The sequence below is a fragment of the Burkholderia sp. 572 genome (assembly GCF_040545135.1).
GTDB classification, from domain to species: Bacteria; Pseudomonadota; Gammaproteobacteria; order Burkholderiales; family Burkholderiaceae; genus Burkholderia; species Burkholderia cepacia.
Window position 1 is genome coordinate 16,096 of the sequence record NZ_JBEPLH010000031.1, and the last position, 17,012, is coordinate 33,107.

The window sequence follows — 17,012 nt, forward strand, 5'->3', positions numbered from 1 at the left end:
ACTGTGCACGAGAAGCCGGTCGTGAGCGCCGTCATCGACCAATACGCAATTTCAACCAAGGCAATCAGCATGTTCCGATACTTTCCTACCAACTACGTCTGGAATCTGTCCGTCAATCTCGCCATCGAAATGGGCGCGCGCATTGGTGAAATCGAGGACATGTGCGGGCAGCTCCAGGAAGCAGCCAGGCAGCCGGACGCTGATGGCACGCGTGCGTTTCGCGAAGCGTGGGTCGAGAAGGCTGATAGTCTTTGCGATCTCGCGCGGGAAGACGAGGCCCAGGGGCGGCTGCTGTCGGCGGGCGAGAAACTCAAGCGTGCCGCGATCTATCTGATCACGGCCGAGCGCATGCTCGCGCACGATGCCCCGGGGCGCATCGAGCTTTATCGACGCTCGCTCGATACGTTCGACAAGGGCGTCGCGCTTTCCGGCGATAACTGCGAGCGCGTCGCCATTCCGTATGGCGACAAGCATCTGTCCGGGCTCCTTGTAAAGGCGAAGAACGCCGACGCGCGCAGTCCACTGCTCGTACAGGTGAACGGGCTCGATTCGACCAAGGAAATGAAGTACTTGGTGGGCTTGCCGGCATGGCTGGCGGCGCGCGGAGTATCGTCGTTGATCGTTGACCAGCCCGGTACCGGCGAGGCGTTGCGACTGCACGGTCTGCATGCGGTATACAACGCGGAGATCTGGGCAAGCAAGATCGTCGACTGGCTCGAAGGCCGAGACGATGTCGACCCGAAGCGGATCGGCATGGAGGGCGTGTCGCTCGGGGGCTACTACTGTCCGCGCGCGGTTGCCTTCGAGCCGCGCTTCGCCTGCGGTATGGTGTGGGGAGCCAACCACGACTGGCGCGACGTCCAGAAAAAGCGCCTGCAGCGCGAAGGCAACTTCCCGGTGCCGCACTACTGGAAGCACGTCTGCTGGGTCTGGGGCGCGAAGGATATCGACGACTTCATGCGTATCGCCGAAAACGTGCATCTCGACGGTGTGCTCGACCGCATCAAGGTGCCGTTTCTCGTCACGCATGGATCGAAGGATTCGCAGATCCCGGTCGCCTGGGCTCATCGCACTTACGAGCAGCTCGTGAACAGCCCGAAGCGCGAGCTCAAGATCTTCACGGAGCGCGAAGGCGGCGTCCAGCATTCGAGCTTCGACAACTCGATCAACGCGGGGCACTTCATCGCCGACTGGATCGCCGAAGCACTGGGCGCATACCCTGCCGCGCGCTAACGCCGCACACTCTACCAAGGAAGGACCGCATGAAGTTCTCGCTCGACCGACGCCAGTTGCTGGCGTCCATGGCGCTCGATGCCACTAGCGGCACGCCCGCTCAGCCAGCCACGTCACTGGGCGCCGCGCCGCCGCACGCCGACCTGGCGCTGAAGCTGATGATCGTCGGGCGTCGCAGGTCTGGCACCACGCTGGCCGAGCACCGGCACTACATCCGCCGGGTGCACGGCGAACTGGTGATGCAGAACATTGCCGCCGATCCCGTCAATGCACCGCGGCGCTATGTTCAGAACCCGGTATTCGACGGCACGTTCCGCACCGCCGACGCGGGCGCGGCTGACCCGTTCGCGCTGAACCGCGACTTCGTCACCCAGATCTGGTTTCCGGACCCGCTGTCGATGGAGCGCGCACGTCAGTCCGCCTTCTATCTTGAGAAGGTCAAGCACGACGAGGACAACTTCGTCGATCAAGCCAGTGTCATCTTCATGCCGGTGCGCGAACGCGTGATCGGCGGGGCCGCTGCGCCAGCGAACCAGCGCGTCAAGCTGTTTGGCTTCCTGCAGCGTTCGTCCGGTGCAGCGCCCGACGACTTCCGCCGCGCCTGGGGCGCGGCGCCCTGGGCTGCGGGCGACAGCGCCGGTGTGCTGCGGTATGCGCAGAACGACACGCTGCCGACCCCGATGGGCTCGCCGTTGGTCGACGGGATCGACGAGTTCTGGTTCGACGACGAAGCCGACGCGCGCATCTTCCACTTGCGCTGGGAGGCCTGGGTGTCCGAGGAGCTCGTGCGCCCCGGGCTCGTACCCGAAGCCCGCCACTTCGTGCTGCTCGCGCACGAGGACGTGATCCACGCCGGCCCGCGCTGACTTCTTCCTTTCCTGCTGGACAGACACTCATCATGAACATCATCGGACCCGATACGCTGGTCTTCGGCGTGGACGACGTCGCCGCCTGCAGCCAATATCTGCTCGACTACGGCCTGTTGCCGGTGCGCAGCGACGACACCGGCGGTCGTTTCGAGGCGCTCGACGGAACGGGCATTGAAATCGCACGCCGCGATGATCCGGCGTTGCCGCCCGCGCTCGGCACGGCAAGCATGCTGCGCAAGACGATTTACGGCGTCGCCGATGCCGCGACGGTTGATGCCATCGCGCAGGCACTGCACCGCGACCGCGAAGTGAGCACACTCGCTGACGGATCGATCGAATCGCTCGACGACATGGGCTTCGCGATCGGCTTCCAGGTCACCACGCGCCGGTCGCTTTCCCTGTCTGCCGAGCCCGTGAATGCGCCGGGCGCACCTGCGCAGCGCGCGCCGAACGTCGTAGCTGTGAGGGACGATGCCGTGCTTACCCCACGCACGCTTTCGCACGTTGTCTACTTCGTGCCGGATATCGACAAGGCCGAAGCGTTCTATGTAGAGCGTCTCGGCTTTCGCTGTACTGATCGATTCACCGGTGTCGGGCCATTCCTGCAACCGGCCGGCACGCTCGACCATCACACGCTGTTCATGATTCAGACGCCACCGTTCATGAAGGGCTGCGAGCATTTTACGTTCCATATGGGCGGACCGACCGAGGTTCTGCAGGCGGGCACGCGTTTCGTCGCGAAGGGTTACCAGTCGTTCTGGGGTCCGGGGCGTCATCGCTTCGGCTCGAACTGGTTCTGGTATTTCAACAGCCCGCTTGGCTGTCACGTCGAGTACGACGCCGACATGGATCTGCACGACGAGGAATGGAACGCGCGCGAGGCACCGATGGGCGCCGATGCATCCCAACTGTTCCTGTTCCAGCATCGCGAGAAGTGGGTGCCGGGCGGTCCGCCCGCGGGGGCAGCCGCGGCGAAGCTGGATTGACGGAAAGGATCGTTACGCCATGCCGGGGACATATTCCGATCGCATTCGTCTCGCAAGCGTCGACGATCTGCCCGATCCCGGGGCACGTGGCTTCGATCCCGACGGGCTGGGGCACGATACGCTTTTCGTCGTGCGGTACGGCGCGCAGGTTCGTGCGTATCGCGACGCATGCCCGCACTTTTTCGGCGAAACGCAGATGGCCTGGCGCAAGAACGCCTACCTGAACGGTGACGGCACCCGCATCGTCTGCCACGCGCACGGTGCGCAGTTCGACATCGCGAGTGGCGAGTGCGTACTCGGCCCGTGCCTCGGTCAGCGCTTGACGCCCGTCGAGATCGAAGTGACGGACGACGGCGCCATTGTGCTGATCGCAACATGACACACCAACACCAACCGCAGACATAGCAAGGAGACACCCGGATGGCAGCCCCTCTTCAACACGTCCTCGTCATCGGCGGAGGTTTTTCCGGTATGGCGACGGCGATCCAGTGTGCGAAGCTTGGCCTCACGGTCGACCTCGTCGAGATCGATCATGGCTGGCGCTCGTACGGCGCCGGCATCAGCATCGGAGGGCCTACGTTGCGCGCGCTGCGCACGATCGGCGTGCTCGATGTCTTCTTCGAACGCGGCCACGGCGGCGACGGCGTGAATCTGTTTACAGCCGGTGGCCAGCCAATCGGCACGCTGCCGACTCCGCGAGTGGCCGGCGAGGACGTTCCTGGCGGCGGCGCGATCATGCGCCCTGTGCTGGCCGAAATTCTCGCCAAGGCTACACGTGCCGCAGGCGTGCGCGTGAAGCTCGGCTGTACCTTCTCGCGGATCGAGCCGCGCGGCGAACAAGTGGACGTGGCGTTCACGGACGGCACAATCGGTACCTACGACCTCGTGGTTGGAGCGGACGGCCTCTACTCGAAAGTGCGCGCCGCTGCGTTTCCCGATGCGCCGAAGCCGCGCTATACGGGCCAGGGCGTGTGGCGCGCCGTGATGCCGCGACCAGTGGAGATCGCATGCGCGACGATGTGGCTGGGGCAGAAGATCAAGGCGGGTGTCAATCCGGTCTCCCGGGACGAAATGTACGTCTTCGTCACCGAGGATAGGCCGACCAACGACCACATCGATCCCGCCGAATGGCCGCACATGCTGTCCGAGTTGCTGGCATCGTTTGACGTGCCGCTGATCAAGGCCATCCGTGCGCAGATCGGCGCCGATTCGCGCGTCAACTACCGTCCGCTGGAAAGTCTGCTGCTGCCGACGCCCTGGTTTAGCGGACGTGTGGTGCTCGTCGGTGATGCGGTGCACGCCACCACGCCGCATATGGCGGCGGGCGCGGGCATCGGCATCGAGGATGCGATCGTGCTGGCCGAAGAGCTGGGGCGCGGCACGACGGTGGAAGCCGCCTTGCAGGCATTTCAGGCACGCCGCTGGGAGCGCTGCCGCATGGTGGTGGAAAACTCGGGGCGTCTTGGCGAGATCGAGATCGTCGGCGGCGACAAAGAGGAACACCGGCGCATCATGCACGAGACGCACATGAGTCTCGCGCGGCCGATCTGACACAAGTGGAGACATGATGGAGACGAACCTTTCCCCCACGATGCCGGCATGTGCCGACCTTTCGATATCGACCGGCCCGGCGCGGCTTGGCGCGTTCGGCACGGTCGCATTGATGCTCGCGCATTGCGCCGGCATGGTCGATCTGGTGGCCTTGCCGGTCTGGGTCGGCACGTTGATCGGTGCGTATCGGCTCGATCCACAGAAAGCGGGCCTGCTCGCTACGCTGTTCCTGACTGGTGCCGTTCTGAGCAGCGTCTTTTTCTCGCCACGCTTGAATCACCTGCCGGCGCGCGCGATGTCGACTGTCGGCTTCGGCATCGCAGCGTGCGCGTTTCTCGGCATCGCGTCCGTGCAGGTCGATCGCTATCTGGCGATGGCGGTCCTGCATGCCGTCGCGGGCGTCGCCGTCGGATGCGGCCTGAGCTTCACGCACGGCGCCGTCGGGCGCAGCAGCAATCCACATCGCCTGTTCGCGATCGTGGGCTTCGCGCTCGGCATCTTCGCGATCGCGTTTCTCGGCATCGTGCCGGGACTGATCGCAACGCATGGCGGCCCGATGCTGTTTCGCGTATTCGCGGGCGTGATGGGCGTCGCCACGATCGCGTGCGCGCTCGCGTTCCCGTCGATTCGAGCGCGCCGCAGCGCGGCAACCGACGGCGAGCCTCGCTTCGAGCGGAGCGCCTGGTTCGGCATGGCGGGCGTCGGCTGCATGGCGCTGACGCAGTCGATGCTGTTCAGCTTTGTCCAGCGTATCGGCCTCGATCGCGGCTTCGGTTTCAGTGCCGTGACCACGACGCTGATCGCGCTCGGCTTCGTCAACCTGTTTCCCGCTCCCGTCGCGGGTCTGCTCGAAACGCGCGTGCCGGGCCGCAAGGTCGTGCAGGCCGGCCCCGTCGTGCAGGCCGCGCTCGCGCTGGTCATCACGCAAAGCGCCGCGTTTGTGCCGTACGCAGCGGCCACCTCGGTCTTTGCTGCAGTGATGATGTTTACCCACACCTTCGCGTTCGGCATGCTGGCGCGCATCGACCGCACCGGCCGCGTCGTTGCAGCGACGCCGGCCATGCTGATGACGGGCGCCGCCGTCGGTCCCTTGCTTGGCGGCACGCTCGTCAAGCAGTCCGGCTACGGCAGCCTCGGGATCACTGCAGTGCTGATCGCAGTCGCTGCAGCGATCTGCTTCTCACGGTTCGACCGTGGTCCGCAATCACAAGGAGTCCGAACATGAAGCCCGTTCGACGGTTTGTCGATCTCTCAATCTATCTCGAGAACGACGTTCTCTCTGATCCGCCGCCGCTCGCGCCAAGGATCAGCTATCAGAAGCACGAAGACACGCTGGCCGAATTCATGGCGATGCTGCCGGGTACGAAACCCGAGGACTATCCCGATGGTGAAGCCGCCGCCGCGGAGTGGGTCACGCTGACGACCCACAGCGGCACGCATCTCGACGCGCCCTGGCATTTCCACTCGACGATGGATGCGAGCCTGGGCGAAGCCCGGCCGTCTATCACGATCGACCAGGTGCCGCTGGAATGGTGCTTCCAGCCGGGCGTGAAGCTCGACTTCCGGCACTTTCCGGACGGCTACGTTGCGACGGCGGCCGACGTCGAGGCCGAACTCGCGCGCATCGGCTATGAACTGCAGCCGCTCGATATCGTCGTCGTGAACACGCGGGCGGGGGCGTGCTACGGGCACGACGACTATGTCAATGCGGGCTGCGGGATGGGCTACGAAGCGACCATGTACCTGTTGGAGCGTGGCGTGCGCTTGACCGGCACCGATGCGTGGAGTTGGGATGCCCCTTTCTCCTATACCGCGAAGAAGATCGCGGAAACGGGCGATACGTCGCTGATTTGGGAAGGGCACAAGGCGGGGCGCGATATCGGCTATTGTCATCTGGAGAAGCTGCACAACCTCACGGCCTTGCCGCCGACCGGCTTCACGATCAGTTGCTTCCCGCACAAGATTCGCAGCGCGTCGGCAGGGTGGACGCGCGCCGTCGCGATTTTCGACGACACCGACGTGGAGGCAGCAGCATGAGCTTTCCAGCGATTCGTCGCGTGGTGACGGGACACGATACCGACGGCCGGGCAGTCGTCGCATCCGACGGTCCTCTGCCAACCGTGGTGGAAATCGCTGCGATTCCCGGCACCGTATTCCACGAAGTCTGGAGCACGTCGTCGAGCCCCGCCATGGTCGGCAATGGCGCCGATCCCACGGTCGGCGCGCTCATGCTGCCGCCGCCAAAGCAGGGCACCCGCATGCGCTTCGTCGACATTCCACCCGATACGCCGGAATTTCTCGCACACGGCGCGATGAAAATGCACGACGCGTTCAGCCAGATCGGCGACGCCGCGGCGTCGACGGTGAAGGCCGGCTCGCCGCATCCGCTGATGCATCGCACCGAGTCGATCGACTACGGCGTGGTGATCGAAGGCGAGATGACCCTGATCCTCGACGATGCCGAAGTCGCACTGGCGCCGGGCAGCGTGGTGATTCAGCGGGGGACCAACCATGCTTGGGCGAATCGCTCGGGCCGGCCATGCCGGATGCTGTTCGTCCTGATCGACGGTGCCTACGATCCGGCGATTGCCGCCGTGCTCGACACACCCGCACACGGAGCTGCATGATGAAATTCGCGACCTTGCCCGACGGTGGCGCCGATGGGCGCTTGCTGCTCGTGTCGTGCGACCTGCGCCATGCCGTCGACGCTGCGCCGATCGCAACGACGCTGGCCGACGTGCTCGATCGCTGGGACGCGCTCGCGCCCCGCTTGCAGGCGCGTTACGATGCGTTGAACGCCGGCAGCGTGCCCGACGCGCGTCCGTTCCATCCGGCCGCATGCGCTGCGCCCTTGCCGCGCAGTCCGCAGTGGTGCGATGGCTCGGCGTTTCTGAATCACGGCCGCCTGATGGAGCAGGCGTTCAATACGCCGCCGATTCCGATGTTCGATACAGTGCCGGTCATGTACCAGGGCGCGAGCGACGACTTCCTCGGCCCGGCCAGCGACGTGCCCTTGCCCGACGAGGCCGACTGCATCGACTTCGAAGGTGAATTCGGTGTGGTAGTGGGGCATGTGCCGATGGGCGTATCGGCCGCCGGTGCGCTGCGCTGCATCCGCCTGATCGTGCAGCTCAACGACTGGAGCCTGCGGGCGTTCGGCCCGCGCGAAATGAAGACGGGCTTTGGCTTCCTGCAGGCCAAGCCCTCCACGAGCTTTGCGCCGGTTGCCGTCACCCCCGACGAACTCGGCGAGCACTGGCGCGACGGCCGCGTGCACCTGAGCCTGCACGTCGAATGGAACGACCGCTGGTTCGGTCATCCGCACGGCCGCGAGATGAACTTCGGCTTCGGCGAACTGATCGCGCATGCGGCTCGCACGCGCCGCTTGTCGGCGGGAACGATCGTCGGGTCCGGCACGGTGTCGAATGCCGACCGCAACGCGGGCTCGGCGTGCGTCGCCGAGCGACGCGTGATCGAAATGATCGACGAAGGCGCCGCGTGCACGAGGTTTATGCGTTTTGGCGACCGGGTCAGGATGACGGCGCGCGACAACGCCGGCAACGCACCGTTCGGCACGATCGATCAGCGGGTGGTGCGCGCGCCGCGCGCCGACGATGAGGAGGCTCGGCCATGAGAGTGCTGGTGACCGGGGCGGGCGGATTTGTCGGAACGGCGTTGGTCGAACGTCTGCTGCGCGACGGTATCGCGGAGCCGGGCGATGTGTCGGAACTGTTGTGGGTCGACCGGCAAGCGGAATGGCCGTACGACGATGCTCGAATCACGGCGCTGGTCGGCGATTTCAGCCGCTCGGAGATTCTCGAGCCGCAGCTGTCGGCACCTGTCGACGTCGTGTTTCATCTGGCGAGCATACCCGGTTCGCAGGCGGAAACCGAACCGGCCGAGGGCGACCGGGTGAATCTGTCGGGGACGCTGGCGCTGTTCGAACGCCTGGCCACGCAAGCGACAGAGCACGGGCGCGCGCCGCGCGTCGTCTATGCCAGCAGCGTTGCGGCGTTGGGCGAGTCGTTACTCGCATCCGTGGACGAGCACACCGTGCCGCGACCGACGATCAGCTACGGCGTACACAAGCTGGTTGGCGAACTGATCCTTGCCAACTGGACGCGACGCGGCAAGCTGGATGGCCGTGCATTACGTCTGCCGGGCATCGTGGCTCGTCCGGCGCTTTCTGCGGGACATGGATCCGCGTTCATGAGCCAGATCTTCCGCATGGCGCAGAGAGGCCAGTCCTATACGTGTCCCGTTTCGCCTTCGGCTACCGCGTGGTGGATGTCTCGCAAATGCTGTGTCGACAACCTGCTGCACGCCGCACGCATGTCCGCGGAGGGTTTGCACGCGGGCCGAGTCTGGACGCCCCCGGTGCTGCATCTGTCGGTTCAAGAGATCGTCGACGCGTTGGTCCGGCGCTTCGGCGCGTTCGACATCGATTACGCTCCGGTGGAACGGATCGAGCGGCTTTTCGGACGACAACCGCCGCTGACGGATCTCGGTGCCATCGAGGTGGGATTTCGGCATGACGGTACGATCGACGCCCTTGTAACGCATGCGCTTGAGTTAGAGGTCAGTCCAAAAAAACCGTGACGGACTGTTTACCTCTTCGGCGAGCTATTGAGCTTGGGCACCAGAACAACGGAAGTCCACGGATGGAAGCGCCTATCGCTGGACTTTGTCGCGGCTAGACCGACCTACACCGGTAAATTGCAGGGAAATCAAGGGGACTCCATCCACGGTATCGGCACGCTCGCCGACCTGACCGTGCGCATTCCAAGGCGGCGGCGCTGGTGGACCGGCATTCCCGGGCTGGGTGCCCGCAAGATCGAGGCCTTCTTTGCCGCGCACCCGACACTGACCGAGCGGGCCCGCGCCTTGGTCGTGACGACGCGGCCCGATCCGATCGTGCCTTGGGACCAGATCCCAACACTGGGCGCGGCGATTGATCGAGACGGACCACTGGGTCAAGCTGATGCCAGCGAAATTCGTCAAGGCATTCAACATCCGCAACAAAACGATGCTGCCGATGCTCGAGCAATCTGGATGGCTACGCAGATGGACAGCAAGAAAGTTGCCGTGAAGACCGAGGCTCAGCAGGCAGTGCTTGCGCTGCATCGCATGCGGCAGCAATTGGTGAAGTTCCGCACGATGCAGATCAACAGCCTGCGCGGGTTGCTGACCGAGTATGGCGAGGTGATGGGTGTCGGTCGAGCTGCGTTGGACAAATCCGTCGTTGGGGTTTTGGAAAGATTGTCGGGACGCCTGCCAGCGATACTGATCGATACGTTACGCGAGCAATGGAGAGGTCTGGATGACCTCGATCGGCAGATCGGCTAGATCGAGCGCCGTTTGCACGAGTGGATGAAAGACGACCCGTTTGCCAAAGAAATTTCGATGATCCCAGGCGTAGGCCTGCTTACCGCAACGGCGGCAGTGGCAACGATGGGACAGGCGAAAGCCTTTAAATCCGGCCGCGAGTTTGCTGCGTGGCTCGGTCTCGTCCGCAGACAGACGGGTTCCGGTGGCAAGATAGAGCCACAGGGAATCAGTAAACGAGGTGATACCTATCTCAGGACTTTGCTCGTTCAGGGCGCGCGAAGCATCATCTAACATGTGAGAGAGTCAGGTCTATGGGTGACGCAGATAAAACACGGCGTCCGTTGAACGTCGTCATCGTCGCGATGGCCAACAAGCTTGCCCGGATAATCTGGGCAATGCTGGCGCATCAACGACCGTGCCGGAGGACTACGAAAGCGCTAAACCGGCCTGATTTCTCTGGCCTTTCCGAAAGTTATGCTGAAGGGATGGAACGTCAAAAGTTGCGGTGGCATTCGAGTGCGATGACAAAACGGGTAGGACCTGGGACTCACTAAGCCTGAAAGTTATCTGAGCCTGACAAGCTCGTGCAGTGAATGAGGCGTGAGTCTGCGGATTTCATAGGGGCCCGCAGCGAATCAGGCTGCAACAAGGCCGAATGTAGAGTTGCAGCCCATCCTGTTTATCGAAGACTCGAAAGTCCGGCGCAAACGGGGCGTTCATGTAGACAACTTTACTTCGCAAACGGTGACGGTTTTATTTGGTCTACGACTGTGGCGGTTACTTCACCGCGACTTCCGTATGCACGATCTGCGGCGGGCTCTTGAAGAAAGGGCCGGCCAGCTGACGCCACGCCTGGAAGTCGTCCGACTGCCGGAAATGCACCATGTGATCTTCGACGGTGTGCCATTTGACGACGAGCAGGTAGCCGCCACTGCGCTCGATCACGCGGTGCAGCTCGGCGCCGCCGCAGCCGCGCGCACGGGCGAACAGCGGAAGGGCTCGACGAACTGCGGCTTCGAACGGCACGGCCTGCGCCGGATCGATTTCGAGCGATGCCATTTCCAGAATCATGAATGCTCCAATACGGGTTGAATGATGCGAACGGATCGTGACGCGACGCGCGCCGCAGGCCACGCATCCATCAACGATACCGGAAGTCAACGTCGGGGTGGCCGCATGCCATTCCGGCGACGCCGGTGAACGCGCCACGAGTTCCTCATCAGCAGCTTCAGCGATACGGACAGTGCCGCCGACACTGCGAGAATCGCCGCCGTCGCCCAGATCCGGGCCGCGAACGTGCCGGTCGACTGCTTAAGGAAGCCGACGAGGTAAGAGCCGGCGAAGCCGCCGACTGTCCCGATCGAGTTGATGAACGCGAGCCCGCCTGTCGCCGCGACGCCGGTCAGGAAGCGCATCGGAATCGTCCAAAACATCTCGCGTGCCGAGCTGACCGAGATTGCCGCGACACTGAGTCCGATCATCTCCGTCTGGCTGCCAACTCAGCGACAACTGGCACATCCTGCGACCGATCTGGTCCTGGAGGTCCGACACAGATGTGAACTCGCCGGGCTACAGCCGCCAAGCCGTACTACAATTGGCGGGCGCTGGTCGCGGCATCCGCGTGTTGACTGAACGCCTATCGCAGGAGAGCTTGGACGCAGCCCGACTTCGCTTAATCATAGCTCAGGTCTTCGCGCTTAGTACGTGACGTCGAAGCCCCGCGGTGCGATGCGGCGGGATCGGCCTTGGCAATGACGACGCGCGAACAGCCGCGACAAAGATCGCAGTCTGTATGAAGCGGTCACCACGCCTGAGGGAGGAACCTTGAAAGGCCGTAGACAGTCTGACTCAAGAACTACAATCGCAAGGATTTCGACGATCTCACACATCTCTTGCGCACGCGTGTTGTGAATTCGAAAGCTCTATCTTCTCTGACCCCTCAGGTGTATGCCCAAGGCGATGATCGGTAATATATGCCTTCGGGGTTGTGCCGCAGATCAGAAATGCGGAGATGGCGGCGAGCGCAGCGATACGTGCCGCTGAGCCGTCGCGGCACACGCCAACGATGGCGAGCACCTTTGCTACCGATGTTGGAAACGAACGGATTTGCATACGACTTACTCCTGAAATTCGAACCAGCTGTGTGCCGTGTCTGGTACACACGCGTTTTCGGCGCAAGAACGGGACGCCCTCTGTCTGGGGCGCCAGAAGAAGCAGGCGCCGACTGCCACGAAGGGACGCTGAGTGCGATAGTTCGGCTACAGTACATGTGAAAGCAAGGCCCGCGTCAGTAACGCTGAAGCCGAACTCGTTGCGCTGGAAGAGGGCGTAGAGCATCATGCAGGAAAGGGAGGAATAGCCGGCGAGAAATGCAGTGTTTACGCCGAGCGGTGAATTCCGGTTGAAGGCACAATGAGGACGCTGGCTGCTCCGCCGAGCGACACCCAATAGCCTCTTCGTCAGCCGCATCGGCGAACCGCGATCACTACATTGGTGGATTCGGAGGAGCTGGGCCTACGGGCGACGATCGCATTTTTGTGGCGAGAGAAGCTTGTGGGCAATTCCACCGAACGGAAATGGGACCGACACTCTATACAACGAAATGTAGTCTTGGATGACGGAGCATCAGACAAGCCGACCGCAGTCGACGCATGTCGCAAGCAAAGATCACGGCATGTCCGCGGTCGGACCATGTATTGACGAAGCTCGACGGCTATCATCAGTCGCATGTGGGTGCGGATCGACACGCACGTGCCGTGTCCACGTCAATGCGGCTCAGAAGCGGTATCCGATCGAAAGGGATGTCACAATCGGATTGACCCGGAATTTGCTGGTGCCCGTGACCGTGCCGACGGATGACCGGGTAGTCAGCGTAGCGCGCGTCGATAACCACGAGTACGCCACCGATGCGCTGATCGACCAGCGAGAGTCGATGTTGTAGGTCAGGCCGCCGCTCACGACAGGCGAAAAGGATTTACTGAGTGACACTGATGTCGGTCCCTCGAGCGCCGTCCCGACGGTCGGCGAGAAATAGATCTGACCTGTGGAAACGGGGTTGCTGAGCTTGATGTTGCTGAACCACGTATAGGTGACACCGGCGCCCAGATACGGCCTGAACCGTGCATTCGGTTGGCCGAAGTAGTAATTGAAGATGATCGTCGGACTCCAGGCCCGCGCGGTCCCCAGCTCGCCGAGACCGCTGAGCGTACCCGTGCCGTTCAAGTGCCATGTCGGCGGAAATCCCAAGATCGTCGTTGCCGCAATATGGTCGGTCAAGAAGTACGTTGCGGTAAGCCCGAACGTATCGCCGCTTGCGATGTCCCCGCCGCTGCCAGTTATCACATGTGACTGGCCGAGCGCATTGACGGTCAGCGGATCTGCGGCCCCCTGCGGGGCAAAGTGGGACCAGCCGGCATTGACTACCCACTGACCGGCTGATTGGGCATGCGCGCCAGAGATGGTCGCGAGTAGTACGACGGTTCCTGCACTCATTCGTTTCATGATTGTCTCCAGATTTTGGTGTTGGTGTTCAAAAATCGTGAAACCTGTCTTCATCGCCGTGTGCCAGACACCACTCGCGGGCTGCTCCTATGCTGATGAAGCGCGACGGTAAAATAATCTGGTTCTTCTTCGGTAATGAAAATATCTTCTAATTAAATTTTAAATGCGAAATTACTTACCTAATTCAACCGCAAACGTTACGAGAGTGGCCTATCATTGATGTCAGCTTCGACTGAGGCTGAAAAATCAAATGGAAAGCGTCCATCGGGTTCGGAGATCTTGCCGATCGCCGTTAGCGGCATCGCGTTGGCGATATGAATTCGCTTCGGCATCCCCAATCGGAAAGGGACGAGGGCAGCACTGTGACAATGCAAGATCAATGTTCCGGGCCGCGACTATCGAATCCAGATGAAGTCCGGACACAGCCCGGACAGTAACCTATTCGCGCGCCTGTTGAACCAAGCGTCTGCGAACGACAGAGCGCACCACGTGTCGTCGCATACGGGGTAGAAATCCAGGGCGGTTCAACTGGTATACCAGCCGCTGGCCGGAGTTCAGAATACGATTCTTTACGTCGGCGAGGTCTTCGCGAAGCAACTGATGGCCACGCTTGCGCCATGCACCCGCAATCATGACGGCTTCGATGTTGGCAATGCTGGCATGCAGGGCAGCGACGATCGGCTCGTGAGCCGGCCAAAGATTCAGTGCGCTGGTATCAATCACGACGAGATCGGCTTGCATGCCGGGAAGGAGGCGGCCGACGCGGTCGAACATGCCCATGGAGCGGGCACCCTCCACCGTCACCCACGACAATGCCTGTTTGCTGGTGATGGGACTCGTAACTGCTGCCATTCTTGTCAACTGTCGCTGAACCTGATGATCAAGACCGCGCTGATGTGCCAGGGCGACCCGCGCGGCGATGAGGATTTCACCCGAGACAGCTGACTCGACGTCCGTTCCAAGGGACGGTGAAATGCCGAGTCTCATCAGCCTTCCGGTGATGGGTACGCCGTGCCCCTGAGCGAGTTCGTTTTCCGGGGTAATCGTGAAGTTCGCGCCAGCGCCGACCAACGTTTTGAGCCAATCGTCATCCAGGTCAGCACCATGTACGATGTTTGTACGGGAGCCGATGACTCCTGCGTCGCGAACGGCCTCCCACGCCGCGCCGGGGCGCCCCCCACTTTGATGCATTGATACGACGAGACCTCGTTCATGGGCTGCACGCAAGTCCCCGATGGCAACTTTCGTTGTCGAGTACTGGGGACCTTTGATCGCCATGCCGAGTGTGAGGAGCGGATTGTGGCTGATTGGTCCCATCATCAGGCGGTCTACTTCGTTCAGCGGATGAGGTGCATCGGCTGCAGTGTGCGGTGTGCCATGAAGAAAGACAGCACGGATGCCCGAATCCACCAAACCTGCTACGGCTTGTTCAGCATGCTGTGGCGTTTGGGTGTTGTGACACCAGTCCCCGAGCGTGGTAACACCGCAATTTATCTGGTTCAATGCACCCGCCAGCGCTGCGATACGCATGTCGTCGGGCGTATAGTGCGAAGCCACTCCGCCATGCATGTTGGCGAGGTAATCCAGAAGCGTCCACGCAGCGCCAACGCATCGCAGTGGAGTTTGCCAACTATGCAAATGAGCGTTGATCAAACCCGGAATGATGATGCGACCGCTCAGGTCGACGACGACGGCCCCTGAGGCGCTCAGGTTGTTCCCGATCGCCAGAATCTTGTCCCCTTCAATGAGAAGGTCCACATCTTCTACATCGGGTCGGTTTTCCGCCATGGTGATGACGCGGGCACCAGTCAGCAGGATTTTGTTCATCGTGAAGCCTCCTTGCCACGAATTGCCTCGGGGCAAAGTTCGGGGGAACGACTGTGGGGCGGAATCATTGCCTGTGACGCTGCCATGGTGGTGGTGGCAATGTCTCGCGTCGCAATATGAGCGATGTAACCGTCGGGGCGGACGAGGATGAGCGTATCGCCGGTGACTCCGTAGTGGCGCTTGAACGACTGCGACGGGTCAGTAAATGCAGTATCCTTATGAAGGTCACCGACTTCGACGAAAACGCGCCGGAGTGGCGCACCGGCAGACGGCCATAGCAGGGTGCGACAGTCTTCGGCAGCATGACGTCCATATGCCACCGCGGTGAAATGATGTCCGCGGTAGATATCAAACAATCGCAGCGGGGCGCCTTGTGCATCACGTAGCTGTGCATCCGGCGCGCGATCACCTGGGCGCAGGGTCTTGGTCTGCTCCGCGTTCGATGGCGCCAACGGGCCGCCTTGGTAGGTCAGCAGCAGTTGCTGCTCGTCTTTGCCACGTCGTATGCTTGACGGGTCCAGCCTGCCAATCCCCTCGTACTTCTTTGTGGAAAGACCGAGCACGCCCGACGCAATCGGCTGGCGCTCAGCCTCATACGTATCCAGCAGAGTCGGGTTCGCGCCGGCCAGCACCTGTGCGATCTTCCAGCCAAGGTTGTACGCGTCCTGAATGCCGGTGTTCAACCCCTGTGCACCGGCGGGCGGGTGTACGTGCGCCGCGTCTCCAGCAACAAAGACCCGGCCGCGACGATAGCGTTCCGCAAGGCGAATGTTTGGCCGGAATACCGACTGCCACTGAATGCTGTGAAGCCGCACACGCGGATTGCCTAAGCGTGACTCGAGCAGCGCGATGATGGAGTCATTGTCTTGCGGTGGCGCTTCACCCGGCGACAGACGAACCATAAATTGAAACAAGTCGCTATGCGGGAGTGGGCAGGCGCCGACAAAGCGGCCTGCCGCGCCTGGCCACATGTGCCAGCGATCGCGAGCCAGGCCGGAGACTGCGGCATCGACAATCAGGATTCTGTCAGATTCATCCGTTGTACCAATGAACTCTAGTCCGAGCTTCTGACGGACGGTACTGCCGCCACCGTCGGCGCCGACGACATAGCGAGCGGCGATTTGCTGAATACCTGCCTCGGTCGAAACCTTGCAATGGACGACGTCGGGGCCTTCGGCGAGCTCGATCAGCTCGGTTCCGAACTCGACGCGGCGCCCTTGCCGCTCAAGACAGGCATGCAGTATTCGGTCGATCCGGAATTGTGGAATCAGCCAGGTGTTAGGATAGGGTACGTCGTCGGATGGCTGCTTATTGCTGAACATCCGCCAAGGGACCGTAAACGGTCCAATATGGATGCCCAGCTTTGGATAAAGGCTACCGCCGTCGAGGATTTCATCCAGCACACCGAGATCAGCGAACACTTCCAGGCTCCGCGGCTGTACTCCTTTGGCACGGGAGCCATCAAAGGCATGACTCCTTCTTTCAATCAATCTGACATCAAGTCCTCGACGCGTCAAATCGATCGCAAGGGCAGAGCCTGTTGGACCTCCGCCGACAATGAGCACATCAAGAATGTTTTCGCCAATCATAAATTTAACTCTTCTCTAGGCAAGCGCGGCATACGTTGCACACTGGGCTGAGTGGGTGTCGTGATGACCGCGAGTGACTGCTTTTTGGCCGTGAACGGGATTGAAACCGCTCACTGATCCGGCCCGGT

16 protein-coding genes and 2 pseudogenes are annotated in these 17,012 nt (G+C 62.0%); 12 read left to right on the forward strand and 6 right to left on the reverse strand.

Features of this window, described 5'->3' with window-relative positions:
* The first annotated feature begins 69 nt into the window (after positions 1-69).
* The 12 genes and pseudogenes from ABIC51_RS36230 to ABIC51_RS36285 form a co-directional block, all read left to right on the forward strand.
* Positions 70-1,233, forward strand: coding sequence for an alpha/beta hydrolase family protein (locus ABIC51_RS36230; RefSeq protein WP_275905675.1), 1,164 nt, complete (start codon positions 70-72; stop codon positions 1,231-1,233).
* Between the two features lie 29 nt (positions 1,234-1,262).
* Entirely contained in the window at positions 1,263-2,099 is an 837-nt protein-coding gene (locus tag ABIC51_RS36235) for an EthD domain-containing protein (protein WP_109343203.1), read from the forward strand.
* Positions 2,100-2,131: 32 nt separating this feature from the next.
* The gene (locus tag ABIC51_RS36240) at positions 2,132-3,088 is read left to right on the forward strand and encodes a VOC family protein (RefSeq protein WP_109343202.1); all 957 of its coding nucleotides are present in this window, start codon (positions 2,132-2,134) and stop codon (positions 3,086-3,088) included.
* Positions 3,089-3,107: 19 nt separating this feature from the next.
* Positions 3,108-3,467 carry a Rieske (2Fe-2S) protein gene (locus ABIC51_RS36245; protein WP_109343201.1) on the forward strand — a complete coding sequence of 120 codons (360 nt, stop codon included), beginning with the start codon at positions 3,108-3,110 and terminating at the stop codon, positions 3,465-3,467.
* 41 nt (positions 3,468-3,508) lie between these two features.
* Positions 3,509-4,639 (forward strand): FAD-dependent oxidoreductase, encoded by a 1,131-nt coding sequence (locus ABIC51_RS36250; protein ID WP_175976994.1) that lies wholly within the window; start codon positions 3,509-3,511, stop codon positions 4,637-4,639.
* Positions 4,640-4,655: 16 nt separating this feature from the next.
* Positions 4,656-5,864 carry an MFS transporter gene (locus ABIC51_RS36255; RefSeq protein WP_204496281.1) on the forward strand — a complete coding sequence of 403 codons (1,209 nt, stop codon included), beginning with the start codon at positions 4,656-4,658 and terminating at the stop codon, positions 5,862-5,864.
* Entirely contained in the window at positions 5,861-6,676 is an 816-nt protein-coding gene (locus tag ABIC51_RS36260) for a cyclase family protein (protein WP_109343198.1), read from the forward strand. Before ABIC51_RS36255 ends, ABIC51_RS36260 begins: the two co-directional genes overlap by 4 nt.
* The gene (locus ABIC51_RS36265) at positions 6,673-7,266 is read left to right on the forward strand and encodes a cupin domain-containing protein (RefSeq protein ID WP_109343197.1); all 594 of its coding nucleotides are present in this window, start codon (positions 6,673-6,675) and stop codon (positions 7,264-7,266) included. Before ABIC51_RS36260 ends, ABIC51_RS36265 begins: the two co-directional genes overlap by 4 nt.
* Complete coding sequence (locus tag ABIC51_RS36270) at positions 7,266-8,273, forward strand: fumarylacetoacetate hydrolase family protein (protein ID WP_175977069.1); 1,008 nt, start codon at positions 7,266-7,268, stop codon at positions 8,271-8,273. Before ABIC51_RS36265 ends, ABIC51_RS36270 begins: the two co-directional genes overlap by 1 nt.
* The gene (locus tag ABIC51_RS36275) at positions 8,270-9,238 is read left to right on the forward strand and encodes an NAD-dependent epimerase/dehydratase family protein (protein WP_204496283.1); all 969 of its coding nucleotides are present in this window, start codon (positions 8,270-8,272) and stop codon (positions 9,236-9,238) included. Before ABIC51_RS36270 ends, ABIC51_RS36275 begins: the two co-directional genes overlap by 4 nt.
* 144 nt (positions 9,239-9,382) lie before the next feature.
* A pseudogene (locus ABIC51_RS36280) lies at positions 9,383-9,571 on the forward strand (phage integrase family protein); the annotation flags it as partial.
* Positions 9,570-10,418: pseudogene (locus tag ABIC51_RS36285) on the forward strand (IS110 family RNA-guided transposase); the annotation flags it as partial. The pseudogenes ABIC51_RS36280 and ABIC51_RS36285, both read left to right, overlap by 2 nt.
* 326 nt (positions 10,419-10,744) lie before the next feature.
* Here ABIC51_RS36285 and ABIC51_RS36290 read toward each other — a convergent pair.
* The 6 genes from ABIC51_RS36290 to ABIC51_RS36315 form a co-directional block, all read right to left on the reverse strand.
* Entirely contained in the window at positions 10,745-11,038 is a 294-nt protein-coding gene (locus ABIC51_RS36290; protein ID WP_124550178.1) for an antibiotic biosynthesis monooxygenase family protein, read from the reverse strand.
* Positions 11,039-11,124: 86 nt separating this feature from the next.
* A complete protein-coding gene (locus ABIC51_RS36295) occupies positions 11,125-11,382 on the reverse strand; it encodes a hypothetical protein (protein WP_175976998.1) in 258 nt (85 codons plus the stop codon).
* 466 nt (positions 11,383-11,848) lie between these two features.
* Positions 11,849-12,079, reverse strand: coding sequence for a hypothetical protein (locus ABIC51_RS36300; RefSeq protein WP_124550177.1), 231 nt, complete (start codon positions 12,077-12,079; stop codon positions 11,849-11,851).
* Between the two features lie 663 nt (positions 12,080-12,742).
* Positions 12,743-13,468 (reverse strand): OmpW/AlkL family protein, encoded by a 726-nt coding sequence (locus ABIC51_RS36305; protein WP_275906021.1) that lies wholly within the window; start codon positions 13,466-13,468, stop codon positions 12,743-12,745.
* A gap of 438 nt (positions 13,469-13,906) precedes the next feature.
* Positions 13,907-15,295: an amidohydrolase family protein gene (locus ABIC51_RS36310; protein WP_175977000.1), complete on the reverse strand. Its 1,389-nt coding sequence runs from the start codon at positions 15,293-15,295 to the stop codon at positions 13,907-13,909.
* Positions 15,292-16,884 (reverse strand): FAD-dependent oxidoreductase, encoded by a 1,593-nt coding sequence (locus ABIC51_RS36315; protein ID WP_275905676.1) that lies wholly within the window; start codon positions 16,882-16,884, stop codon positions 15,292-15,294. Before ABIC51_RS36315 ends, ABIC51_RS36310 begins: the two co-directional genes overlap by 4 nt.
* Positions 16,885-17,012: the final 128 nt, after the last annotated feature.